The organism is Blochmannia endosymbiont of Camponotus quercicola, from assembly GCF_059935335.1.
The window spans coordinates 335,709-361,310 of record NZ_CP011794.1 but is presented as its reverse complement, the minus strand read 5'-3'; the positions used below and the strand labels follow the sequence as shown (position 1 = coordinate 361,310).

The following is a 25,602-nucleotide window of genomic DNA, read 5'->3' as shown; positions in this document are numbered from 1 at the left end:
ATTTAGGTGTAAATCAAAATTTAATTAAAAACATATCCTTTTTATTTGCAGCACATAGTGGCAATATTTATTTGAAATATCAAATTAATTAGTTTGTATCTCCACAAAACAAATTTAACCAGTACATATCTGTTAGATAATATGATTTTTAATATCAGTACTCTTTCTTTTAGAATAAAAGACTCAATTATTTTATAGAATCTTTTTATTAATTATTACTCGAAGCTGATAGCTGATGTTTAACAGTTTTTTATATAAGTCTTTTCTGTTATTACTATGCCTAGTATTCTTATTACCAATATAAATGAATACAATTTATTTAATATGTAATCATAAATATTCACAGTTACAAGCTGCACTATGACTGTGGTATAACCACATTGGTCAATGTTGTTATACAAATGTAGTAATCTCATTAACACAACTGCTCTATTTCTTAATCCTTATAATTGAATCAACAGCAACCTTTAAAAAAATTTTATAAATTTTTATTAAAAATAAAAAATGTTTCTATTTTTTTACCATCCTATATATAATATATTATATATTCCGCGTATTCATGTATGTATGGCGAATGTAATAAGTCCAATATACGCCTGTTCTTTATTTATTTATATATTTAATTATTATTTAAACATACAAATAAATCATGCTAATGTCGCTTTAGATATTATTTCAGAATTAAATGGAATGTTTTGTAACGCTAATATCAATACCTCATCTATTTGTTTTACTGGATAAATATCTAAATTATCAACTACAATAGCAGGCATATCTTCTAAGTCACGCTTATTTTCATATGGTATTAATACTGTTTTAATACCTCCTCGATGCGCTGCTAATAATTTTTCTTTTAATCCACCAATAGGTAATATTTGTCCTCGTAAAGTTATCTCTCCTGTCATAGCTACATTAGCTTTAACAGAATTTCCTGTTAAACAAGAAACTAAAGCAGTACACATAGCAATTCCAGCACTCGGTCCATCTTTTGGTGTAGCTCCTTCTGGTACATGTACATGAATGTCTTTTTTTTCATAAAAATTAGTATTAATACCTAGTTTGTTTGCACGCGCTCGTACTACAGTTAATGCGGCTTGAATAGATTCCTGCATAACCTCACCTAAAGAACCAGTGTAAGTTAATTTTCCTTTTCCAGGAACACAAGCAGTTTCAATAGTTAAAAGATCCCCTCCTACCTCGGTCCAAGCTAACCCAGTAACTTGTCCAACACGGTTTTCTTGATCTGCATGGGTACAATCATAACGTTGCACGCCAAGAAAATCTTTTAAGTTATTTTTATCAATAGTTATATGCTTTATTTTTTTATTCATTAATAGCATTTTTACTGTTTTACGACATAATTTAGAAATTTCGCGTTCTAAATTACGTACTCCAGCTTCACGCGTATAATGTCTAATTATACCTATTACAGCATCATCTTGAATTATTAGTTCTCCTGGTTTTAAAGCATTACGCTCTACTTGTTTAGTGAATAAATGTTGACGCGCTATATTTAATTTTTCATCCTCAGTATAACCGGACAAACGTATCACTTCCATTCGATCTAACAAAGGACTTGGAATATCCATTGAATTAGAAGTAGCCACAAACATGACATCAGATAAATCATAATCTATTTCTAAATAATGATCATTAAAAGTAGTATTTTGTTCTGGATCCAACACTTCTAGCAATGCAGCAGCTGGATCCCCTCGCATGTCTAACGACATCTTATCTATTTCATCTAAAAGGAATAACGGATTCCTTACTCCAACTTTAGACATCTTTTGTATCAGTTTGCCAGGCATAGATCCAATATAAGTACGACGGTGACCTCTAATTTCAGCTTCATCGCGCATACCACCTAAAGCCATGCGTATATATTTACGTCCAGTAGCCTTAGCAATTGATTGCCCAAGTGATGTTTTACCTACTCCAGGTGGGCCTACTAAACATAAAATAGGTCCTTTAATTTTATTTATTCTATTTTGTACTGCTAAATATTCTAAAATACGATCTTTAACACGCTCTAATCCATAATGATCCTTATCCAGACTTTCTTGGGCTTTAAGTAAATCTTTTTTCATTTTACTTCTTGCATGCCAAGGCACTGATAATATCCAATCAATGTATCCACGAACTACGGTAGCTTCAGCAGACATGGGAGACATCATTTTTAATTTTTGCCACTCCGATTCTACTTTGTTTCGTGCTTCTTTAGGCATTCTAGCTGCTTCTATCTTACGTCTAAGGGATTCATTTTCATCAATAACATCGTCTAACTCTCCTAGTTCTTTTTGTATAGCCTTCATTTGTTCGTTTAAATAATATTCACGTTGGCTTTTTTCCATTTGTTTTTTTACACGATTACGAATACGTTTTTCAATTTGCAATAATTCAATTTCTGATTCCATCATAGCCATTAGATATTCTAGCCGTTCTGTCACATTTGACATTTCTAAAATAGATTGTTTATCATTTAACTTGAGTGGCATATGAGCGGCGATAGTATCAGCAAGACGATCTGCATTATCAATATTATTCAAAGATGTTAAAACTTCAGAAGGTATTTTTTTATTAAGTTTAATATATCCTTCAAATTGATTAATAACAGCACGCATTAAAACTGCTTGTTCACGTTCGTTTAATTCTTTAGGATTCAAAAAAGAACTTGCATTCGCTTGAAAGTGGTTTCCAGTATCTGTTAATTCAGTGATACGCGCCCGCGTCAACCCCTCTACTAACACTTTAACTGTACCATCTGGTAATTTGAGCATCTGTAGTATTATAGATATTGTGCCAATTAAAAAAAGATCATTAATGCTCGGTTCATCAGTTGATGCTTCTTTTTGGGCTACTAACATTACTTTTTTATCGCTATTCATAGCAGACTCAAGACACCTAATTGACTTGTCTCGGCCAACGAATAACGGAATCACCATGTGTGGATATACCACTACATCGCGCAGAGGTAATACAGGGATTTCTATGCGCTCAAGTTGCTCAGTATTCATAGAGCTATCTCTCTTGGTTATAGCTTGTCGGATTATAGAACTTCTAATATTCAATTGCGTTATTTTCAAGTAATCAGATATTTAAAGATATGGGGACAAATTAATTATATTCAACGTTGAAAATTACGAAAAGAAAAATAAATAATTATTGATTAGTGAATTTATTTATCACTTAATATTTATTAAATTTAAATGATTTTTAGAAAAAAATATTTTTTTTGAATAAATAAAACTTTTCCTAAAATTTATTTTTTATATTTTAAAAATATTTATTATTTTCAATATTTAAATTTTATTTGAATATTTATATTTTATTTTAATAAATCTATTAACTATTTTTAATTTCTGAATATAATTATTTATTTGATTACAAGTATATTAGCATATGTAAATGTTTGCTATGTATTCAAATTTATATGTATTATATTTTTAGATTAGAATGATTAATTATTATAAAATAATATTTATTTATTAGTTAAAATAAATAACTATTATAATCAACGCTATTTTAATAACAAATAGATAATATAAATCACAGTAATATTTCAATTTGTATTGCAAATATAATGGTATAATAAAATCTGATTAAAAACTATTTTAAATAATTGCAGTCTTACCCACATAGATGTATTTAATATTTAGATTAAATCATAGCATTCATTATTAATTTCAGATATGACTATTTATGTAATAACTATATATTTTATTAAAATTTACAGTTATATATGATTATATGAGTATAAAATGTAGCATGATTTAATGTATCGATTGTAATGATTAATTTACGAGAATCTATTCATATAACCAAATTGCTCTCTACAATAGAAGATATTTCTAAAAATATATAATTACTTGTTTAATTCTGCATTAGAATTAAATAGTATTATATATAGGTCATCAATATCATGCATCTATTATAATATTTCAATATGCTTATGCTATTTATTATATTTTAATGATTCAAAAAACTACTGTGTAGTTAACATTTTTTAAACAAATAGCTTATACTTATAACGAAATATTTAAAAATAATTATTTTTTATTAATATGACATTGTTTTATTTATTACTTACTTAAATTTATAGAATATCAACATTATTATTATTTATTTTTATATAACGTCTAGACATTATTGTCTTTAAATATAAGTTCATCTAATTTGATGATTGATGATATAATAATTATTTGTTGTTTATTAATACTTAAATAACAATAAATATACGAACAGAATGATGTAAATTATTAAAATTTATAATTTACTAGCTCGGCGATATTATAAAATTTGTTTGTTATATATACTGATTTAAAAGTTGTTTTTTTACGCTTTAACATCGTTAAACAATCATTATTATACAATAATAATAATAACTTATTATTGTATATGTCTATACATAACAGAAGTTTTTATAGTTTTAAGAAAAAATATCTTTGTGGTAAATGGTAAAAAAACTTAGTTGTTATTTTACTTTACGTTCCCGCGATCTTCATAGAAGATATTAAAACGGACCCACAATGGATATGGCCTCGTGTTTCAATATCGCATCCAATAGCATCAATGTTATAAAACATTTCTTTTAAATTTCCAGCAATAGCAATTTCATTTACTGGATATTGAATATTACCGTTTTCTACCCAAAAACCAGCTGCCCCACGGGAATAATCTCCAGTGGTAACGTTAATTCCTTGTCCCATTACATTAGTAACAATAAGCCCACGATGCATATTCTTTATTAATTCTATGAAACTTAAATTTTTATAACTAATATACCAATTGTAAATGCCATCAGCGTGTCCAGTGTTTTTCAGTCCTATTTTTCGTGCAGAATAACTATTTAAAACCCAACTGTTTAATATACCATCTTCTACAATAGTGCGATCTAACGTTTGTACTCCTTCGCTATCAAATGGAGCTGATCCCAATCCTTTTAATATATGCGGCCGTTCTTTGATTGACATCCAGGAAGGAAAAATTTTTTTATTCAAATCATTTAATAAAAAAGTAGATTTACGACATACATTATTTCCGTGAATAGCACTGGCTAAGTGGTGAAATAAACTTGCAGCTACTTCAGCAGCAAATAAAACCGGAGATTTCATTGTTTTTAATTTTTTTGAATTTAAATGATCCAGCGTTCGTCGAGCACACTCTTGACCAACCCATTCTGGAGAATGTAAATCATCAAATGAACGACTTAATGTATATGCATAATTTTGTTCCATAATGCCATCACTTTCAGCAACCACACTACAGCATAAAGAATGTTGACTACTGGTATAACTTTGTAACATACCGTGACTATTGCCAAAGACCTTAGTAGTAAAATAGCTATTAAATCTACTACCTTCAGTAGAAATAATACGTTTGTCATATTTTAATGCTGTTTCTTCTGCTGTAGATGCTAAAGTCACGCCTAATTTAGTATCTAAACTAATGGGATGAAATAAGTCAAGATTCATGGAATTGAATGCTAATAACTCTTTATCGGCAATACCAGCATATGGGTCCGGAGAAGTATAAGACGCTATATCCACTGCAGCTTCAACAGTGCGAGTTATTGATCGTTCATGTAAATCATTAGAAAGAGCGTGACCTTTTCGTTGTTGACGAAATATAGTTATATCTAAGACACCGCGATTATTAAATTCTACATTCTCAAGTTTTCCGTAACGAGTGCTGACCGTAATTCCTGTGGTTTTGACCACTGAAACTTCTACTTCATTTGAATATATATGCGCTAAATTTAACGTTTGATTCACTATATTTTCTAAAAAACTAAGTTGTTGTATCATATTATGTATTTCGTTCATACTATGCTCCCGTAATAACAATTCTTATCAAAAACAGATTTGTCTAATATAGTTTATATTAATGATTTATATTACCTTATGTACTTCATTCTACAAAAAAATTAAAAATTCGTTTACATTAATTATGAATTTTCGCTAATAAAATTTCATACCACACTGTTTGTTGTCATTAATAATATGACCAAAAGTAATATTGTCAAAAATTAATATTTCTCTATGTGTAAAAAAATATAACTAAAATACGAATATGTACAATATATGCCTATTCCTGGTGTGAATATATAAAATAGTAAAAATGTTAAGCAAAACCATTACTTTTTTTTAGAAATTAATTGCATTATGTGATACGTACAAATGAGTTAATTAGTACCCCCGACAGTAATATTATTTAATTTTATTGTTGGCTGGCCAACACCAACTGGTATATTCTGACCATTTTTTATGCATGTCCCTATTCCTGTATCTAAGGATAGATCATTGCCAACCATAGAAATACTTTGCATTATTTCGATTCCTGATCCTATTAAGGTAGCTCCTTTTATAGACTTAGTGATACGACCTTTCTCTATTAAAAATGCTTCAGATGCAGAAAAAACAAATTTACCCGATGTAATATCTACTTGGCCCCCGCTAAAATTTGAAGCATACACTCCGTAATCTACGCTGTTAATAATTTCTTCCGGTGTCGATTGACCTGCAAGCATATAAGTGTTAGTCATACGGGGCATAGGCAAGGAAGCATAGGATTCTCGTCTACCGTTTCCTGTTGAAGTAGATCCCATTAGTTTAGCATTTAATTTATCTTGCATGTATCCTACAAGGATGCCATTTTGAATTAAAATATTATATTGACCAGGCATTCCCTCATCATCAATAGTCAATGACCCACGTGATCCCTGTAGTGTAGCATCATCTACTATTGTGCATAATTCAGAAGCTACTAATTTTCCAATTTTGTTAGAAAATATTGAACTACCTCGTCTATTAAAATCTCCTTCTAGACCATGTCCTACCGCTTCATGTAACAAAATACCAGGCCAGCCTGACCCTAAAACTACCGTCATAGTTCCTGCTGGTGCTGCTATAGCTTCAAGATTAATTAAACTCATTCGAACAGCATCTTTAGCCCAATAATCGACTCTTATGTCTCCTTCTATAACAGACTCTAAAAAAAAATCATATCCAAATCGACCACCACCGCCACTTATTCCTTGTTCTCTCTTCCCATGTTGTTCCACCTGTACTAATATAGATAAACGCACCAGCGGTCGAACATCTGCAGTAAAAGTACCATCTGTAGCTGCTACTAAAATTTGTTCATAAACACCCGATAAGTTAGCATTAACTTTTTGTACCCTAGAATCAGTAGTGCGCGCTATTTTATCTATTCTCATTAATAACTCAATTTTTTCTTCTTTAGATACGCTAGTCAGGGGATTCGTATAAGAATACGCAGGAGGATAAGAAGATTGATGAGTAGAATAAGCATGTTTGTGTCTTTTAGGTCCAACTCCCACTGTGGTGTTACAACAACGGCGTTCGTGTGTAATGCTAGTAGCAGCGGTCGTACTACGTATTAACGCGTCTCGGGTTAATTGATCAGTATAGGCAAATCCAGTTTGTTCACCTATGATTACTCGCACACCAGCACCTTGATCTATGGTGTGAGATCCAGATTTTATTATACTATCTTCAAGAACCCATGTTTCACAAAAACATGATTGCATATAAAGATCTGCATAATCTACTTGGAATTTTTCTGTCATATCTAATAAATACAAAAGATCATTATGTTGCAGTTTATTAGGTGTAAGTAATTGTTCACTAACAAAATCTAAGTTCATATAACCTCTATTTAGCTATGATATTAGTATGTTAAATACTATATAATTTATTGATATATTGATATCAATACATTATATATATTCTCGACAAGTTTGTGCATAGAACTTTCTTAAATGTACATTTTTAAGTTTTATACATTTAATTTAGTTGATTTAGTGCTGTTGCAGTGTTTTGATATATCGTTTTATATTAATTTGGAAATACTTAATGTAATTGAAGACACACTAATTTATTTTTAATATATTCTATTATAAATTAAACAATTTCATAACAATCTCATTTTTTTATTATGACCAATAAATACCACATGTATATGCTGATTTTTAATTAATAATTTAATAAGATGATACTTACAATGTGTTAAATCCGCTATCATTATAATATTTATTAACTTTAGAATCTACTTATTTACGGCAAGGATATAATGTAATGCAACTAAATATTAGTTATAACATTACTTCAATAGTATCGTTGATAGTAATTCAATTTATAAAGTTTAATGGATTCAAATTTATTTAATCAAAATGGTTATATAGTATCAACTAAGTCATTAGAATTTTTTACAAATTATCGGTTGCCGCAGCAATTAATTTCTATAAATTTTATGCATTAAAAGAACTAAAAATGGCCATGATCCACCATCTAATAAGCAACTCCAAAATATTTCTGGTGTATACAAAATTTTAGACATTAAAAATTTTAAAAAAAATATAATACTATGATCAATGAACGAAAAAAATGTAATAATAAAAGATTGTTGCCAAATAGGCATGTGTCTAAAAAAATAAATATTGCGTACCGCCAAATAAGCAAGTATGCTAAAGGATAAAGAGTGTGTCCCTAAAGTAGAACCGAGTATAATATCTATTATTACTCCTAAAGTAAAACCAGTGCCTATGTTTACCTGATTTGGAAGCATCGTAATCCAGTAAATCAACACTATCATTATCCAGGATGGATGTACATTCCACGTTCGTGGGAAAAGAGGACCAATCTGTAACATAAGCGCCATCACAAAAGAGCCATATACCATCCATAGATTATAACTATAGAATTTATTATACATTTTATTCAAGTTATTTTTATTTCAATATTTTGATATCAACGATATCATCATCATGTATAGTTATTTTGTTAAAAATAATGTAGCATATAAAAAATTTTTTTAATATTTAATCTTGCTACTATTTTATTCCCAAATTAACACCGCATCACATAAACATTGTAATTCCGCTGTTGGATGCGCTTGAATGATAGTACAATCTTGTTCTGAATCCACCGTTATATGAGACACTGTAGCTACTGGATATCCTTCCGGAAAGCAGCCATCTAACCCAGATGTTAACAATATATCACCGACACATATGTCTAAATATCCTGGATATTCTGCGCGCAAATTTGCATGATATCCACAACCCATCAAAATAAAACGCATATTATTGCGTTTTATTTGCACAGACAAAGCATGTTCAGGATCACAAATTAACATAACACGGCTAGTGAATGTATTAATAGCAATTACTTGTCCTATTATTCCTGCATCAGTAATAACTGGTTGACCAATGTAAACATCATTGTTCTTTCCTTGATTTATTATAACTTTGTTACTATATGGATCCGTGTTAACAAAAAGAATTCTAGCAATCAATTTTCGTTTTTTATGACATAAGGGAGAGTTAAGCAACTTACGTAATTTACAATTTTCGTGTTTATATTGATCTATTAATAATAATTCACTATTTTTTAAAAATAGTTCTTGACGCAATCTATTATTTTCTAACATCAATTTGTTATACCCTTTTAATATTTTTGAAGCATGATCTAATATATAGCACGGTCTATCGCATAAATAATAAAATAAATAAACGTAATTTTCTATATAGCTTCTTAATTGAGGAAGCAGATTCAATTTTCCATCGGCAAAAATCATAATAATGGACATCATTACGGCTAAAAATAAACGTAATTCTAAATGAAGCAATTTACCACTCGCAGCGCTACACATAGGAAGACACCTGAAACTTAATAACATTCGTTAACATGCATATTCAAAAGGAATACATTTTAATTTACGTAACTTTATTAATTAAAATATATAATCATTCTATAGCGCTTAGAAAATTATTCTTCACTAAATAAATCTCGACCATGTACATCAATCATATCAAGAGCCTTGCCTCCACCCCGCGCAACACAAGTAAGTGGGTCCTCTGCAATTGCTACAGGAATACTAGTTTCTTTTATTAATAAACGATCGATATTTTTTAGTAATGCTCCTCCTCCAGTCAATATCATACCATATTCAGAAATATCAGATGCTAATTCTGGTGGGCATTGTTCTAGGGCTGCCATCACTGCACTGACAATACCAGTTAACGGTTCTTGTAATGCTTCTAAGATTTCGTTATTGTTTAATACAAAACTCCGGGGTATTCCTTCTGCTAAATTGCGTCCACGCACCTTCATTTCACGAAGTTCATCATCTAAATACGCAGAACCTATGGTATGTTTGATTCTTTCTGAAGTTACCTCTCCAATTAAGGAACCATAATGACGTCGCACATAACTAATAATAGCTTCATCAAAACGATCTCCTCCAATCCTAACGGATGATGAATACACTACTCCATTAAGTGAAATCACTGCAACTTCAGTAGTACCACCTCCAATATCTACTACCATTGAACCAGTAGCTTCCGATACCGGCAACCCCGCCCCAATAGCTGCTGCCATAGGTTCTTCTATTAAGAAAACCTCACGCGCTCCTGCTCCTTGTGCAGATTCACGTATAGCCCTACGTTCAACTTGTGTAGCGCCCACCGGAACGCATACTAAGACTCTAGGGCTGGGTTTCATGAAACTATTACTGTGTACTTGTTTGATAAAATGTTGTAACATTTTTTCAGTAATAAAAAAATCAGCTATCACTCCGTCTTTCATAGGACGAATAGCTGCAATATTGCCTGGAGTACGTCCTAGCATCTGTTTAGCCGCATATCCAACGGCAGCTACACTTTTGGGCATTCCTCCACGATCCTGTCTAATAGCAACAACAGAGGGTTCATTTAAAACAATACCTTGTCCTTTCAAATAAATAAGAGTATTGGCAGTTCCGAGATCAATAGACAAATCGCTAGAAAATATACCACGAAATTTTTTAAACATAATAATTTAATACAATGTTATTAATTTTTTTAAATTGTCCATTCGTATGAAGTCTCCTGTAAAATAAAAACAAACAATCACACAATATTCACTGAATCTGCTTTTTCAATGTACAGATAGTACATTGCATATTATTAGTTTTTTGTACTTGTTTGATATAAAATTTAAAATAGTAACTATACCAAATCCTTATATTATATAATATAAATGTGTTTGCATGATCAATACCATTACATATGCGTATTGTAAGTTATACTGAATAATATTCACAATAGTGTAAGCTTTGTTTCATATACTTACTATAAGTATAGTAAAACTGAAACTATATATATATTGAAAACATTATAATTTAATATTACAATACTAATCCATGAAACGAAAGAAATTGTTTATTACATTTGATAATTACATAAAAGTTATTTTGATTGATAAGAAAATAAAACTAACAACACCGTGATAATGTTTTGTAAATAAAATAATAACCTACAAAAAAATTTTTTGCTATTATGTTGTGAGCATAACATGAATCAAACATTGAATGAAATATAATATATTATATTATAATGATTGTACAAATTATGATGATGTATTGTATGTTAAACTTTCTGAGGGTATGTGGATATCGTGGTCAATACATTTCGTATTTTATTAATAAATGGTCCTAACTTAAATTTATTAGGCACGCGTGAAACACATATATATGGAAACGAAACCTTATCCGATGTTGTAGAGAGTTTATATAAGACATCTGAGTCTTTGGATATGCATCTGGATTATTTTCAATCCAATGCAGAACATAAGTTAATTAATTGTGTTCACAAAAATTGCAATGATACGGATTTTATCATAATTAACCCCGCGGCTTTCACCCATACTAGCATAGCATTGCGAGATGCGTTTTTAGCTGTGAAAATTTCTTTTATAGAAATTCACCTTTCTAATATATATACAAGGGAAAAATTTAGATATCGTTCATATTTATCTGATATCGCTCTTGGTGTGATCTGTGGATTTGGAATACACGGATACCATTGTGCTTTACATCTAGCGCATAAATATTTATCCGAAAAAAAATTAATGAGTAATAGATAAACATAGGTTTTTGATATGGATATTCGTAAAATAAAAAAATTAATTACATTAGTTGAAGAATCTAATATTTCTAAGTTAGAAATTTCTGAAGGCAATAAAATAGTACGTATTACTCGTTCTGCATATAAACAATCGTCTTCTTCGACATATCCGTCTATAACCAAAGAGTCGGCAATGCCAGTATGTCATTCAAATACAGAAAAAAATTATGACAATACTAAATTAATAGACAGCGGACATGTTATACGATCTCCAATGGTAGGTATTTTTTACCTAGCTCCTAGTTCAGATACTAATCCATTTATATCAATAGGTCAAACAGTTGGAGTTGGAGATACTTTATGTATTGTTGAAGCTATGAAAGTTATGAATCAAATTCAATCAGATAAATCAGGTATAATAAAATCAATTTTACTTGATAACGGCCAACCAGTTGAATTTAACGAGCCGTTAATTATCATCGAATAACGAGAACAAAATGTTAGATAAAATTGTCATCGCAAATCGAGGGGAAATAGCATTGCGTATTTTACGTGCATGTAAAGAATTAGGAATAAAGACAGTTGCTGTGCATTCAACCATAGATCGCGACTTAAAACATGTACTGCTAGCCGATGAAACCGTTTGTATAGGACCTCCACCTGCAATACATAGTTATTTAAATATTCCAGCTATTATCGCAGCTGCAGAAATCACTGGATCATCAGGAATTCATCCTGGTTATGGATTTCTGTCAGAAGATGCTAACTTCGCAGAACAAGTGGAACGTTCTGGTTTTATTTTTATTGGGCCATTTTCAGAAACAATTCGTTTAATGGGAAATAAAATATCTGCTATAGCCGTTATAAAAGATTCAGGAATAATGCCTGTTCCAGGTTGGAATTATGAACTGAATAAAAATATAAATAACAACTTTTGTAATTTTTCATATCAAAATTTACACATTAATTATCCAATTATCATAAAATCTGCTCATGGAGGAGGAGGGCGCGGCATGTGTGTAGTTAAAAAGGAATCAGATTTACAAGATGCTGTACGAACGATGCGATCAGAAGCAAAAAACATATTTAATAATGACACTATTTATATAGAACAATATTTGACAAACCCAAGACATATAGAAGTACAGGTTTTATCTGACGGAAAAGGAAATATAATTTATTTGACAGAACGCGATTGTTCTATACAACGGAGATACCAAAAAATAGTAGAGGAGACTCCTGCGTTAGGTATCAGCTCCGAAATGCGGCGACATATAGGAGAAAGTTGCGTCAAGGTTTGTTATAATATTGGATATCGCGGCGTAGGTACGTTTGAATTTTTATATGAAAATAATGAATTCTTTTTCATAGAAATGAATACTCGGATTCAAGTAGAACATCCGATTACAGAAATGGTTACCGGAATAGATCTCGTTAGAGAACAATTAAGAATTGCTTCCGGATATACGCTAGATATTAAACAAGATTCGGTTAAATCTACAGGACATGCTATAGAATGTCGCATCAATGCTGAGGATTCTCATAATTTTATACCTAGTTCAGGACGTATTACTAGATTTCATGCTCCTGGAGGATTAGGTGTACGTTGGGAATCTCATATTTATTCCGGATATTCGGTACCGCCTTATTATGACGCAATGATAGGAAAATTAATTTGTTTTGGAGAAACACGTGATATAGCTATTGCTCGTATGAAAAACGCATTATCGGAGTTAATCATTGATGGGATTAGTACCAATATTGACTTACAATTAAAAATTGTTACTGATGAAACGTTTCAAACCGGTAATAAAATTAATATTCATTATTTAGAAAATAAACTCAATATGTGACTAACAGAGATACATAATTTAGATTATATTATGTATCTAACTAATATATGGAATTATCATTCTTCGATCAAGAGAGCAACATATATTTTCCTTTAATTATAAAATAATTATTGATTTTATCAGTTAATAGAATAAAACGTTAAGAATAAAAAAAATACACAACATTTGTATACTTTTGTGTAATTATGTATTCTTATCATGTTTGGTAAAAATGCTAAACTTTCTATAATCCAGTTTGCTGTATTTTTAGTTTTTTTTGTGATTTTTTTTCCGCTACATACTAGCACTTTAGTTCCAATACCTGCTGATTGACCTGCTAACATGTCATGTTCGGTATCTCCTACCATATAAGAAGCATCCATGTTAATATTAAAACGTTGTTTTGCATCTAATAACATTCCTGGATTAGGTTTACGGCATAAACAGGTTTGTTGAAATTGTTTCACTGTTCCTTGTATATGATGCGGACAAAAATAAATAGCATCTATATGTACATGACATGATGCTAAATAAGCGATCATCCATTTTGTTAATAACAAAAATTCGTGTTGAGTAAACAAACCCCGTGCTATTCCAGACTGATTGGTAACTATGATCAAAAAAAAATTCATTTTTTTCAAAGCTATCATTGCATCTATAACATTGTCAATGAAAAAAAAATTATCAATATTATATACGTAATTCTTATCTACATTAATAGTACCATCCCGATCTATAAATACAGCATTATTCACACTCATGGCTTGCATTTATTCTTATATTTAAGAAATGTTAATTATCACTTAATAATGTTAATAATAAAATTTTTTATTTTTTCATAAAAATAGAATATAATTGCCGGTTTTGTGTCTACTAATAGATCACATCATGACAAATATATTATTACCAGCAGACTAATTAGTCATATATTAAAAAATAGGAAAATTTTTATAAGCAATTATTATATTACATAAAATAATAATAAACTAAAATTAAAGAATTGTATTATTTTACAAAAAATCAATGTACAGTGTTGAATATAATAAATTTAATTTTTTAATTTCAAATATATATATTAAACAATAAAAATTTTTATAATCATTATTAACTATTCTACCTTTCAGAACGGGCAATAATAATGCGTACCAGTCAATATTTGTTAGCTACCCTTAAAGAGGTGCCTAAGAACTGCAAAGCAATTAGTCATCAACTAATGTTACAGGCTGGTTTAATTCGTCAAGTATCATCTGGTCTTTATATTTGGTTACCAACTGGGCTACGTGTACTACGGAAAATAGAAAATATTATTCGAGAAGAAATGAGTAAAATAGGTGCAATTGAAATATCTATGCCGATAGTTCAACCTGCAAAATTGTGGAAGAAAAGTGGTCGTTGGACAGAATATGGTACAGAATTATTACGTTTTAAAAATCGTAATAATCAAGAATTTGTATTAGGACCAACTCATGAAGAAATAATTTCTGAAATTATTTGTAAAGAAACAATGTTTTATAAACAGTTGCCATTAACTGTGTATCAAATTCATACTAAATATCGTGACGAAGCACGTCCTAGAGCTGGAATAATGCGCGCTAAAGAATTTATCATGAAAGATGGATATTCTTTTCATACAAACCAAGAATCTCTTCAGAATACATATAATAATATGTATCACACATATCATACTATTTTTAATCGCATTGGATTAAATTTTTGTGTTGTTCAGTCTGAACCTGGTAAAATAGGAGGCATATTATCTCATGAGTTTCAAGCATATTCTGAAAATGGTGAGGATAATATCGCAATTCCCATAATACCTAGCAATCATTCAAATAACTTTAAGTTCTTGAATAATACTACTCCCATTAAAATACAACCAAAAATGGCTGCAGAAACTATGCGATTAACAGAGGCTCCTCATGTTAAATCGATAGAAGAATTAATCACCCAATTTAATCTATCTATACATCAAGTTGTAAAAACAATAATTGTACGCGCTAATAATAAATATATAAATAATTCTTATTCTTTATTAGGATTAGTAGTTCGAGCCGATCATCAGATTAGTTTAAAAAAAATTGCGATGATTCCACAAATATACACCCCTTTATCTTATATAGATCCAGAGGAAATACGCATAACTACCGGAGCGCAACCCAATTTGTTGGGTCCTATTAATCTAGCCATACCATTAATTGTGGACTACAATGTAGCTATAATGAATGATTTTGTTGCTGGATCTAATATAAGCAACAAATATTTTTTTGGAGTTAACTGGAACCGCGATATACCGATTTCAAAAATAGCAGATTTACATGAAGTGTTACATCAGAATCTACATCTTCCTAATAATGAAAGTATTTTTTCAATTCATAACTGTATTGAAATAGGACACATATTTCAATTAGGACAAAAATATACAAACTTAAGTAATAATTATATACAAAAAAATAATAATCATAATTTAGTAATAGAAATGGGTTGTTATGGTATAGGTATTACTCGTATTGTTGCAGCTATTATTGAGCAAAATTATGATAAAAATGGCATTTTATGGCCAGATGTGATCGCTCCATTCAAATTAGCTATCATACCGATTGATATGTATCGTTCTATTAACGTAAGAAATATTACAGAAAAGATTTATAAACAACTTCTATCTGTTATAGGTATAGATATATTAATTGATGATCGTAAAGAATATCCAGGCACGATGTTTGCTGACATAGATTTAATCGGAATACCACATGTTCTGATTATTAGTGATCGTAATTTAGCTAACCAAGAGGTAGAGTACAAATATCGCAAAAAAAATAAAATAAAAAAAATAAAACTTAAAATATTAATACGATATTTAGTAAAAAAAATTATTTCCTCATGAGATTTTCTAACTAATTTTAAATAAGAAAATGGTATTAGTTAATATTACAATAATATGGAAGAGACACGTATACGATAATTATCGTTGGTTGTAATTATATCAGATAATCCTTGTTTCTATTAAAAATAGTAAATTTTATATATTACAGTTTAGAGTATAACTATTTTTATTTAATGTTTAATCAAATAAAAAAATCATTTTAAATGATAGCGAACATTATTTTTAAAGATTTTATAAGATAAAATATCTTGTAACCAAGATATTTTCCATGCTGTGTTTTCTTTGTCTATAATTTTACCATTTTGAGTAATGAATACCCCTACAGCAGCAATTAATGTGTTATTATAAAAAAGTAAAGGTATACGACTTCTTAACCACGGAGGTATACTTTGTTCTTGCCAAATTTTTTTTAAATGACGACCACGATTTCTACCTAAAATGTATAATAATCCATCCACGTTCCCAAAAATAATTGATATTTTTTCATCAAATTTTGGGGCTCGCACGAAACAATATGTTAATATATTTTTTGGTTTTTTAAAAAAAATAGGAGACATATTCAATAAAAAATTTATATTTAAGTTTGAAGTCAATAGATCTTCAGATAAAGATTCACTCGTACTTAATGGTTCATACATTAACATTCCTAAATTATACGGTAGCATAATTACGTTGTGTATTATTTCCCAAGATAATTTTGTTCTATTTAAAGAAGATCTCATATTTACAGGTAAAATATACAACTTTTCACGAAAACGACGACATAGACACTTATCTAATTGTAATATTGGAGTAGCATCTTTCCTGCTCAATACTACTTCTTGCCAAATACGATTTATAAGTTGATAAGACGGCATTTTTATAGAAAAGTTAGCTAACCAACGACGTAGTAAAGCCTGTCTTTTTGGTATACTGTATTGGAATAATGGTTTGAATAATAAAGAACCATCGGATGTATCAACTAATTTCTGCAAAGATTCTGACAAACATTCATTTAATAAATTTTCTTGATCTCTGCATAATTGCGCGGTACGCACTACAACTTGATTAAAACAAGGCCAACGTCGACATATTAGTGGTAAAATTTTTATACGTAAAAAATTACGATCAAAACGCATATCTGTATTCGTATCATCTTCAATCCAAGTAAGCTTTTTTTTATGAGCATATATTTCTAATTGTTCTCGCGAACAACCTAATAAAGGCCTTAAAAGCCTATATTTATTAGCATATAGTACATCTTGACCCATTCCAGCTAATCCAGCTGGACCGCTTCCTCTTTTCAAAGCAAGAAATAAACTCTCTACTTGATCCTCCATATGATGAGCAGTCAAAAGTATTTCTTCTGAATTTAAATGATTATATAATCTTTGATAACGAAGCTTTCGTGCTAATGCTTCTACATTACGTAGTTTATTTTCTACGTTATAACAATTAATATAAATTACTGAAAAAGGTATATCTCGCATTTTACATTGATCAGAACAATGATTAGCCCATTGATCAGCACGATTACTTAAACCATGATGTACATAAATCGCACGCAAAATTACTGGAGATGACATTAAATTATTAACGTTACTTCTCAATGTTGTTAAGATATCTAGAAGCACTGTAGAATCAAGTCCCCCACTGAAAGATAGCAGTAATTTTTTGTATCCAACAAGACAATGTGTTACTGTATTATATAAATCTATATTTCCTGATGACATATTGATGGTAATCATGTTTTCAATAATATTAGATAAGTAAAATCCATAATGATTTAATAGCATAGTAATATGGATATATAAATATTTTGTATTTGATTAACGAGTTACACGATTTACATGCCATATCAATTTTTTACAAGTAATGTATACATATTATTTTAAAGTTAACAATACCCATAATGCATCAATCTGTGATACCGCCTATTTAATAAATCTCTTTCATCAAAAGAATCTAATTCTGTTAAATCTAGTAATAACTGTGTTTTTAATGAAATAGATGTAGTTAAAACATCCCTATGCGCCCCTCCTAATGGTTCAGAAATTACACTATCAACTAATCTAAGTTCTTTTAATCGAAAAGCAGTAATACCCATTGCTTCAGCAGCAATAGGAGCCTTTTTAACGCTTTTCCATAAAATCGATGCACATCCTTCTGGAGAAATTACAGAATATGTACTGTACTCCAACATATTGACTTTATCACCAATACTTATAGCTAAAGCTCCTCCAGACCCGCCTTCTCCTATTACAGTACATATAATTGGTATCTTTAATATTGACATTGTACGTAAATTTTTAGCAATCGCTGCAGATTGTCCACGTTTTTCTGCGCCTATCCCAGGATAGGCGCCTGGAGTATCTATAAAAGTAATAAGTGGTATTTTAAATCGTTCTGCCATTTTCATAAGACGCAATGCCTTTCGATACCCTTCTGGCGCAGGCATTCCAAAATTTCTTTTAATTTTTTCCTTAGTGTCACGTCCTTTCTGATGGCCAATAATCATAACTGGACGGGAATTGAGTCTTGCTGTTCCTCCTACAATAGCCTTATCGTCAGCATACATTCGATCACCAAATAATTCGTCAAAATCACTAAATATATGTTCTATATAATCTAAAGTATATGGCCGCCCAGGATGTCGTGCTAATTGAGCGATTTGCCAAGCATTTAAATTAGAAAAAATTTTTTGAGTCAAACTGATGCTTTTCAAACGAAGACGATTAATTTCTTCATTAATACCTGTTTCTAATTCCTTATCTAAGTGCATTATCGATGTTAGAGAATTAATTTTTTCTTCTAAATCTAGAATAGGTTTTTCAAAATCAAGAAAATTTAAACCCATAAAATTCCTGTTATTAAATTAATGCAATTCTAATTTGACCTGTTCATCTCCAACAAGACTACGCAGATTGGTCAATAACTGATCAGTGAGGGTAATATACCATTTTTTTCCGCAATGTAATTTGATTTGCATGCCATTTTTTTGATAAAAAAAATAAACCGGTAAAGTTCCAAGTTGATTTTTTTCTAGAAAAAAACGAATATTAGTTAATAATTGATCATCAATTTTTTTATCATCTAACGTAATAGATAAACTATGTGCGTGTTTTTTATGGATATCGTTTATATCTTTTAATTCTCGTGCAATTATTTTGTAATGTCCGTGTATCTTATCGAGATGAATTATGCCTGTAACAACCACGAAATTATTTTCTCTTAAACAATATTGATATTTATTAAGCAATCTCTCAAAAATCACTATTTCTAATCGACCGGAACAATCTTCTAAAATACAAAATACAATATGTTTCCCTTGTTTGTTTAATTTTGTTCGCAACGACACAATCAAGCCAAAAATGTGTACCACATGATCACTTTTCTCTAGTATAGCATCTTTTATGTTAATGATGTTAGGTATATAGTATTTTATTTTTTTTACATACTGGACAGTAGGATGATTAGTTAAATACAATCCAAGGACTTCTTTTTCTTTTGCTAATAACAGTTGATTAGACCATCGTGGCACGGTGTGATCCCAATCAGGCGCTGCAATAGTGCATGTATCCAAATGCATTTCAAATATATCTGTTTGTTGGCTATATTTATTTTTAATATACTGATTAGCACGTTTTAGTGTATCATCAAGTGATGCTATTAATTTTGCACGATGTATTCCAAATGAATCACAAGCCCCAGAAAGAATTAATTTTGAAATCATACTATAATTAATTTTTGCACTGTCAATGCGAATACAGAAATCAAACAATTCTCTAAAATTACCATCTTGATTACGAGATGCTATTATAGCTTCTATAGAAGTTTTCCCTATTCCTTTTATAGCTCCAAATCCATAAACAATTTCTTTATTTGCATTAACATAAAAATGATATTGGCTAGTGTTAATATTTGGAGATAAAACTGTAAGTTTCATTTTTTGACATTCACCTATTAAGTAGACTACTTTATTTAAATTATCCATATCAGAACTTAAAGCTGCCGCCATAAATTCAGCAGGATAATGCGTTTTTAACCATAATGTTTGATAAGATATTAATGCATATGCAGCAGAATGAGATTTATTAAAACCATAACCGGCAAATTTTTCTACAAGATCAAAAATCTTCATTGATAATGTAGCATCGATCCCATTTTTTATGGAACCTGAATTAAAAAAAGCACGTTGTTTAGCCATGTCTTCTGGTTTTTTTTTGCCGATAGCACGTCTTAATATATCTGCCTGTCCAAGTGTATAACCTGCTAGTACTTGAGCTATTTGCATAACTTGTTCTTGATATAGAATAATTCCATAAGTTGATTCTAATACTGGACGTAAAAATTCGTGCTGCCATTTAGCATCAGGATAAGAAATAATTTCATAACCATGCTTTCTATTAATGAAGTTATCTACCATGCCTGATTGTAACGGTCCAGGACGAAATAACGCAATCAATGCTATCAAATCTTCAAAACAATCTGGTTTTAAACGTTTAATTAATTCCTTTATACCACGTGATTCTAATTGAAATACTGCAGTAGTTTCTGAAGATTGGAGTGCGTGAAAACATTGTTGATCATGTAACGATATAGAGTGTATATCAATAACCGTGGAAGTATGTTTACATAACGTATTGTTAATCATTTTTAATGCACGATTAATAGTAGTCAAAGTACGCAAACCAAGAAAATCAAATTTTATTAAACCAATACGTTCAATATCATCCTTATCAAATTGGGTCATTGAATGGACACTGTCGTTATCATAATACAAAGGAGAAAAATCGGTAATTTTTATAGGCGCAATCACTACTCCTCCTGCATGTTTGCTGACATTTCTCACAATACCTTCCAATTGACGGGCCATATCAATTAATATTGTAATATCTTCATCATTTTTATAAAGTAATTTGAGTTGAGGTTCTATAGAAAAAGCTTTTTCTAATGTTATGCCCAATTCTGATGGAATTAATTTAGCAATACGATTAATGAGTGTATAAGGATGACCTAATGCACGCCCCACATCACGAATTACCGCTTTAGCCGCCATAGTCCCGAATGTAATAATTTGAGATACAGCATCTGACCCGTAAGTTTTAGCGACATGGTTGATTACTAAATCACGTTGCTCCATGCAAAAATCAATATCTAAATCAGGCATAGATATACGCTCTGGATTAAGAAAACGTTCAAATAACAAATCAAATTTCAACGGATCAAGTTCCGTGATTTTTAAAGCATAAGCCACTAGGGAACTGGCGCCAGAACCTCTTCCTGGTCCAACTGGAATGTTATTATTTTTAGCCCATTTAATAAATTCCATAACTATTAAAAAATAACTAGGAAAATTCATGTTGTTGATTACCTGTAATTCATGCTTCAATCGCAAATCATATGGTTTTCGCTTAATAAAACGTTCTGCAGTTTTTGGAAATAAAAAAATTAAGCGCTCTTCTAATCCTTTTTCTGCGCATATAACCAGAAAATCTTTAGCAGACATACACCCAGTAGGAAATTGTGGTAAAAAAGATCCACCTAAATCGATAGTGAGGTTACATCTATAAGCAATTTCTACACTATTTATCAAAGATTCTGGTATATCAGCAAATAATTCACACATTTCTTGTTCGCTTTTCATAAACTGTTGTGAGCTATACTTGCATAATTGTTTAGTATTATTTAGTGTAGTGCCATTATGTATAGCTACACGAACTTCATGTGCTAAAAAATCTGTTTTATTAATAAAACGCACATCGTTGGTAGCTACTACTGGTAATCCTTTGATTATTGATAATTCTATTGCTAATTGTAAATAAGATTCTTCATGTTGACGGCCAGTTCGTATCAATTCTAAATAATATCTATCTGGAAAATATTTTGAATAAAAACATAAACATTGTTCTATTTTTGATTTTTCATTGCTTAGTAAATATCTACCAATATCTCCGTTACGTCCCCCAGAAAGTATAATTAAACCTTTGTTGTATTCCATGAGCCAATGGCGCTGAATCATAGGAACGATATTATTATCTTTATTTTTATATGCTTTTGACATTAACATAATTAAATGATAATAACCTTGTTTATCGGAAACCAGGCATGTTAACTCGCTAGGTTTGTTGCCAACAGCGATATCTTGCACTAAAAAATCTGCCCCAATAATTGGTTTGATTCCCGCTTTATGAGCAGCATCATAAAATTTAATGAATCCAAATAAATTATTAAAATCAGTAAGAGCCAACGCAGGCATTTTAAAAAATGCTGCTCTTTTTATCAATTTATTTACTGTAGCTAATCCATCGATCATGGAGTAATCACTATGTACGTGCAAATGAACAAAATTCGGTTTTTTCATAATTAAAAGAAATTATAACTAATAATATATCCCTGGAAAGATTAATACAGAGCAGAGTTATCTACTGACATCAGAAATTATATGTTTTATGGGAGCAAAGCTTTTTCGATGATGCGAGATAGGACCGTACAATGCTAGTTGTTTTAGGTGAAAAGAGGTAGGGTATCCTTTGTTTTGAGCAAATCCATATTCTGGATGTTGCATGTCTAATATTATCATATCTTGATCACGAGTAACTTTAGCTATAATGGAAGCTGCGCCTATAATCGTTATTCGAGCGTCTCCTTTGATAAAACATTGATAAGGTATTTCTGTAAATCCTGGAGAATGATTTCCATCTATTAAAATTAAATCTGGTGTAACAGATAAATTCTGTACTGCTCGTTGCATTGCTAATAAACGAGCCTGTAAAATATTAAAACGATCAATTTCTGCAACGTTGGCGCAGCCAATACTCCAAGCTAATGCATTTTTAACAATATTTTTATATAAATTAAATCGTTTATTTTTATTTAATGCCTTGGAATCCGCTAAACCACGAATTGATTGTATTGGGTGTAATATCACCGCAGCGGCTACTACTGATCCGGCCAATGATCCACATCCTGCTTCATCTACTCCTGCAATTAACTTTATTTTTTTTGACAAATAATGTTTTTGATGTTTCATTAACTTTATGCCTGCATGATGAATAACATCGCCGTTATCCAATTAACCTTAAAACTGCATGAGCTGCTTGCTCGTTTGCATTACATCGAATACTGCAATGCAACTGTCTAAATTTTTTTTGTAATATTATATGTTGATTGTTGTCATCATTTAGTAAATCAATCAATGTTTTCGCTAAATTTTCAGGACGGCAGTCGTTTTGAATGAATTCTCTTACCAATTCATAGCCTGCTAATAAATTAGGTAACGATATCCAAGAAATATTTATTAAATACTTAGTTAACATAAATGTTAAGGGATGCATGCGGTAAGCCACAACCATCGGACATTTGACTAACATACATTCTAAAGTTGCCGTTCCAGCGGTTATCAAAGCAACATCTGCCGCCATCATTATTTCCCATGCCGCCTGGTTATTTAATATACGATATTTGATTGATGTTGATACAGTACTAATAAATTGTTGTACGGACGTTTGATTAGTTAATGGCACTAAAATTTCAAGATTAGGAAAATTATTTTTTAATAATTCAGCGCATACTAAAAAATCCTGCGCTAACATTTTAATTTCCCTGATTCTGCTTCCTGGTAGTATGGCTAAACAACATACGTTATGCGGGATACCTAATTTCTGGCGAGCAGATGCTTTATCTGGATCAAGTGGTATTTGATCTGCTAACGCATGTCCAATAAATTGACATGGTATATTGAAATGATCGTATATTTTTTTTTCAAAAGGCAAGATTGCCAAAATATTATCAGTGGCTTTTTTAAGCGTAAAAATACGACTTTTTCTCCATGCCCATACTGATGGGCTAACGTAATGAATCGTGCGGATCCCACGCTTTTTCAAACGGTTTTCTAAAGAAATATTAAAATCCGGAGAATCTATACCAATAAAAACATCAGGTTTTAAATTTAAAAATCTACGAGCTAGATTTCTACGAATGTATAATAGTCGTGGTAATTTCATAATAATTTCAGCAAAACCCATAACTGACAATTCTTCTATATTATACCAAGACCTCATATTTTCAGATTGCATATAGGGCCCGCCAATTCCAAAAAAACACACTTTTTTTAAGTATTTTTTTAATTCACGAATTAGTCCTGCGCCTAAAACATCTCCAGAAGCTTCTCCGGCTACTATACCAATAATAATAGTACGATTAACAGACATTTGTTAACGAATAATTCCTCTCTGAGAACATATTAAAAAATCTAAAAATTCATTGATAATCGGATGTTCTACTGCTAATAGTTTTAAAGCTACTTTGGCCGATTCAACAGTTTTGTTGCTACGATATAAGATTTTATAAGCATCTCGAATAGCATGTACGACAGAACGACTAAAACCTCGTCGTTTTAAACCTTCAATATTTAATCCAAACGGTGTCGCGTGATTTCCTTGGGCTATTATGAATGGTGGAATATCTTGAACTACACCAGAACATCCGCCAATCATAACATGCGTTCCAATAAGACAAAATTGGTGAATTGCAGTCATTCCCCCGATAATAGTGTGATCATCTACTCTTACATGCCCGCCTAAAGTAACATTATTAGCCATGACACAATGATCTCCTATTACACAATCATGAGCAATATGCACATTAATCATGAATAAATTGCTATTTCCTATCTTAGTAACTTGCTTGCCTTGCATGGTACCACGATGAATAGTAACACTTTCTCTGATTTGATTATAATGACCAATTTCTATACGCGTAGATTCTCTTGCATATTTTAAATCTTGATTCACTTCGCCAAGAGAAGCAAACTGATAAATTTGATTGTCTTGACCAATTTGAGTAATGCCATTTATTACAATATGAGATTTCAGCAAAGTTCGCGCCCCTATTTCAACTTGTGCTCCAATAAAACAAAATGGTCCGATATATACGTTATCATGAATGATAGCTCCTTCTTCTATTATAGAACTAGGATGTATAATAGCAGATTGATGAATCAT

The 25,602-nt window shown here is 30.6% G+C and carries 17 protein-coding genes; 4 read left to right on the top strand and 13 right to left on the bottom strand.

Going from position 1 to position 25,602, the window contains the following annotated elements; translation table 11 throughout:
* Positions 1 to 647: 647 nt before the first annotated feature.
* From lon to CBquer539_RS01515, 6 genes are all read right to left on the bottom strand, one after another.
* On the bottom strand, positions 648 to 3,014 hold the full coding sequence (lon, locus tag CBquer539_RS01540) for an endopeptidase La (protein WP_500836702.1): 2,367 nt from the start codon (positions 3,012 to 3,014) through the stop codon (positions 648 to 650).
* Between the two features lie 1,467 nt (positions 3,015 to 4,481).
* A complete protein-coding gene (gene pmbA, locus CBquer539_RS01535) occupies positions 4,482 to 5,822 on the bottom strand; it encodes a metalloprotease PmbA (protein ID WP_500836701.1) in 1,341 nt (446 codons plus the stop codon).
* A 359-nt stretch (positions 5,823 to 6,181) separates the two neighbouring features.
* Positions 6,182 to 7,666, bottom strand: coding sequence for a metalloprotease TldD (gene tldD / locus CBquer539_RS01530; protein ID WP_500836700.1), 1,485 nt, complete (start codon positions 7,664 to 7,666; stop codon positions 6,182 to 6,184).
* 587 nt (positions 7,667 to 8,253) lie between these two features.
* Positions 8,254 to 8,700: a rod shape-determining protein MreD gene (mreD, locus tag CBquer539_RS01525; protein WP_500836699.1), complete on the bottom strand. Its 447-nt coding sequence runs from the start codon at positions 8,698 to 8,700 to the stop codon at positions 8,254 to 8,256.
* A 156-nt stretch (positions 8,701 to 8,856) separates the two neighbouring features.
* Positions 8,857 to 9,672 (bottom strand): rod shape-determining protein MreC, encoded by an 816-nt coding sequence (gene mreC, locus CBquer539_RS01520; protein ID WP_500836698.1) that lies wholly within the window; start codon positions 9,670 to 9,672, stop codon positions 8,857 to 8,859.
* Between the two features lie 116 nt (positions 9,673 to 9,788).
* Positions 9,789 to 10,832: a rod shape-determining protein gene (locus CBquer539_RS01515; protein WP_500836697.1), complete on the bottom strand. Its 1,044-nt coding sequence runs from the start codon at positions 10,830 to 10,832 to the stop codon at positions 9,789 to 9,791.
* 624 nt (positions 10,833 to 11,456) lie between these two features.
* Between CBquer539_RS01515 and aroQ the strand changes: the two genes are divergently transcribed.
* Genes aroQ through accC form a run of 3 tightly spaced genes read left to right on the top strand, consistent with a single transcriptional unit; the run spans position 11,457 to position 13,758 of the window.
* Positions 11,457 to 11,924, top strand: coding sequence for a type II 3-dehydroquinate dehydratase (gene aroQ, locus CBquer539_RS01510; RefSeq protein WP_500836696.1), 468 nt, complete (start codon positions 11,457 to 11,459; stop codon positions 11,922 to 11,924).
* Positions 11,925 to 11,939: 15 nt separating this feature from the next.
* Complete coding sequence (accB, locus tag CBquer539_RS01505; protein WP_500836695.1) at positions 11,940 to 12,392, top strand: acetyl-CoA carboxylase biotin carboxyl carrier protein; 453 nt, start codon at positions 11,940 to 11,942, stop codon at positions 12,390 to 12,392.
* Positions 12,393 to 12,402: 10 nt separating this feature from the next.
* Complete coding sequence (gene accC / locus CBquer539_RS01500; protein ID WP_500836694.1) at positions 12,403 to 13,758, top strand: acetyl-CoA carboxylase biotin carboxylase subunit; 1,356 nt, start codon at positions 12,403 to 12,405, stop codon at positions 13,756 to 13,758.
* A gap of 119 nt (positions 13,759 to 13,877) precedes the next feature.
* On the opposite strand, the gene gmhB is transcribed toward accC, so the two are convergent.
* On the bottom strand, positions 13,878 to 14,498 hold the full coding sequence (gene gmhB, locus CBquer539_RS01495; RefSeq protein ID WP_500836739.1) for a D-glycero-beta-D-manno-heptose 1,7-bisphosphate 7-phosphatase: 621 nt from the start codon (positions 14,496 to 14,498) through the stop codon (positions 13,878 to 13,880).
* A 377-nt stretch (positions 14,499 to 14,875) separates the two neighbouring features.
* On the opposite strand from gmhB, the gene CBquer539_RS01490 reads away from it, so the two are divergent.
* Positions 14,876 to 16,618, top strand: a complete 1,743-nt coding sequence (locus CBquer539_RS01490) for a proline--tRNA ligase (RefSeq protein WP_500836693.1) — start codon at positions 14,876 to 14,878, stop codon at positions 16,616 to 16,618.
* Positions 16,619 to 16,812: 194 nt separating this feature from the next.
* On the opposite strand, the gene tilS is transcribed toward CBquer539_RS01490, so the two are convergent.
* The 6 genes from tilS to lpxA form a co-directional block, all read right to left on the bottom strand.
* The gene (gene tilS, locus CBquer539_RS01485; RefSeq protein WP_500836692.1) at positions 16,813 to 18,393 is read right to left on the bottom strand and encodes a tRNA lysidine(34) synthetase TilS; all 1,581 of its coding nucleotides are present in this window, start codon (positions 18,391 to 18,393) and stop codon (positions 16,813 to 16,815) included.
* A 101-nt stretch (positions 18,394 to 18,494) separates the two neighbouring features.
* Positions 18,495 to 19,454 carry an acetyl-CoA carboxylase carboxyl transferase subunit alpha gene (gene accA, locus CBquer539_RS01480; protein WP_500836691.1) on the bottom strand — a complete coding sequence of 320 codons (960 nt, stop codon included), beginning with the start codon at positions 19,452 to 19,454 and terminating at the stop codon, positions 18,495 to 18,497.
* An 18-nt stretch (positions 19,455 to 19,472) separates the two neighbouring features.
* On the bottom strand, positions 19,473 to 22,961 hold the full coding sequence (dnaE, locus tag CBquer539_RS01475; protein WP_500836690.1) for a DNA polymerase III subunit alpha: 3,489 nt from the start codon (positions 22,959 to 22,961) through the stop codon (positions 19,473 to 19,475).
* 57 nt (positions 22,962 to 23,018) lie between these two features.
* Positions 23,019 to 23,630 carry a ribonuclease HII gene (gene rnhB / locus CBquer539_RS01470; RefSeq protein ID WP_500836689.1) on the bottom strand — a complete coding sequence of 204 codons (612 nt, stop codon included), beginning with the start codon at positions 23,628 to 23,630 and terminating at the stop codon, positions 23,019 to 23,021.
* Positions 23,631 to 23,664: 34 nt separating this feature from the next.
* Positions 23,665 to 24,810 (bottom strand): lipid-A-disaccharide synthase, encoded by a 1,146-nt coding sequence (gene lpxB, locus CBquer539_RS01465; protein ID WP_500836688.1) that lies wholly within the window; start codon positions 24,808 to 24,810, stop codon positions 23,665 to 23,667.
* Between the two features lie 3 nt (positions 24,811 to 24,813).
* Positions 24,814 to 25,602 (bottom strand): acyl-ACP--UDP-N-acetylglucosamine O-acyltransferase, encoded by a 789-nt coding sequence (gene lpxA / locus CBquer539_RS01460; RefSeq protein ID WP_500836687.1) that lies wholly within the window; start codon positions 25,600 to 25,602, stop codon positions 24,814 to 24,816.

Excerpts from the sequence above, each read along its gene's own strand:
- mreC (WP_500836698.1), bottom strand. The coding sequence starts at position 9,672 with ATGTGTAGCGCTGCGAGTGGTAAATTGCTTCATTTAGAATTACGTTTA.
- CBquer539_RS01490 (WP_500836693.1), top strand. The coding sequence starts at position 14,876 with ATGCGTACCAGTCAATATTTGTTAGCTACCCTTAAAGAGGTGCCTAAG.
- rnhB (WP_500836689.1), bottom strand. The coding sequence starts at position 23,630 with ATGAAACATCAAAAACATTATTTGTCAAAAAAAATAAAGTTAATTGCA.
- tilS (WP_500836692.1), bottom strand. The coding sequence starts at position 18,393 with ATGCTATTAAATCATTATGGATTTTACTTATCTAATATTATTGAAAAC.
- tldD (WP_500836700.1), bottom strand. The coding sequence starts at position 7,666 with ATGAACTTAGATTTTGTTAGTGAACAATTACTTACACCTAATAAACTG.
- pmbA (WP_500836701.1), bottom strand. The coding sequence starts at position 5,822 with ATGAACGAAATACATAATATGATACAACAACTTAGTTTTTTAGAAAAT.
- lon (WP_500836702.1), bottom strand. The coding sequence starts at position 3,014 with ATGAATACTGAGCAACTTGAGCGCATAGAAATCCCTGTATTACCTCTG.
- mreD (WP_500836699.1), bottom strand. The coding sequence starts at position 8,700 with ATGGTATATGGCTCTTTTGTGATGGCGCTTATGTTACAGATTGGTCCT.
- lpxA (WP_500836687.1), bottom strand. The coding sequence starts at position 25,602 with ATGATTCATCAATCTGCTATTATACATCCTAGTTCTATAATAGAAGAA.
- lpxB (WP_500836688.1), bottom strand. The coding sequence starts at position 24,810 with ATGTCTGTTAATCGTACTATTATTATTGGTATAGTAGCCGGAGAAGCT.
- CBquer539_RS01515 (WP_500836697.1), bottom strand. The coding sequence starts at position 10,832 with ATGTTTAAAAAATTTCGTGGTATATTTTCTAGCGATTTGTCTATTGAT.
- dnaE (WP_500836690.1), bottom strand. The coding sequence starts at position 22,961 with ATGAAAAAACCGAATTTTGTTCATTTGCACGTACATAGTGATTACTCC.
- accC (WP_500836694.1), top strand. The coding sequence starts at position 12,403 with ATGTTAGATAAAATTGTCATCGCAAATCGAGGGGAAATAGCATTGCGT.
- gmhB (WP_500836739.1), bottom strand. The coding sequence starts at position 14,498 with ATGAGTGTGAATAATGCTGTATTTATAGATCGGGATGGTACTATTAAT.
- accA (WP_500836691.1), bottom strand. The coding sequence starts at position 19,454 with ATGGGTTTAAATTTTCTTGATTTTGAAAAACCTATTCTAGATTTAGAA.
- accB (WP_500836695.1), top strand. The coding sequence starts at position 11,940 with ATGGATATTCGTAAAATAAAAAAATTAATTACATTAGTTGAAGAATCT.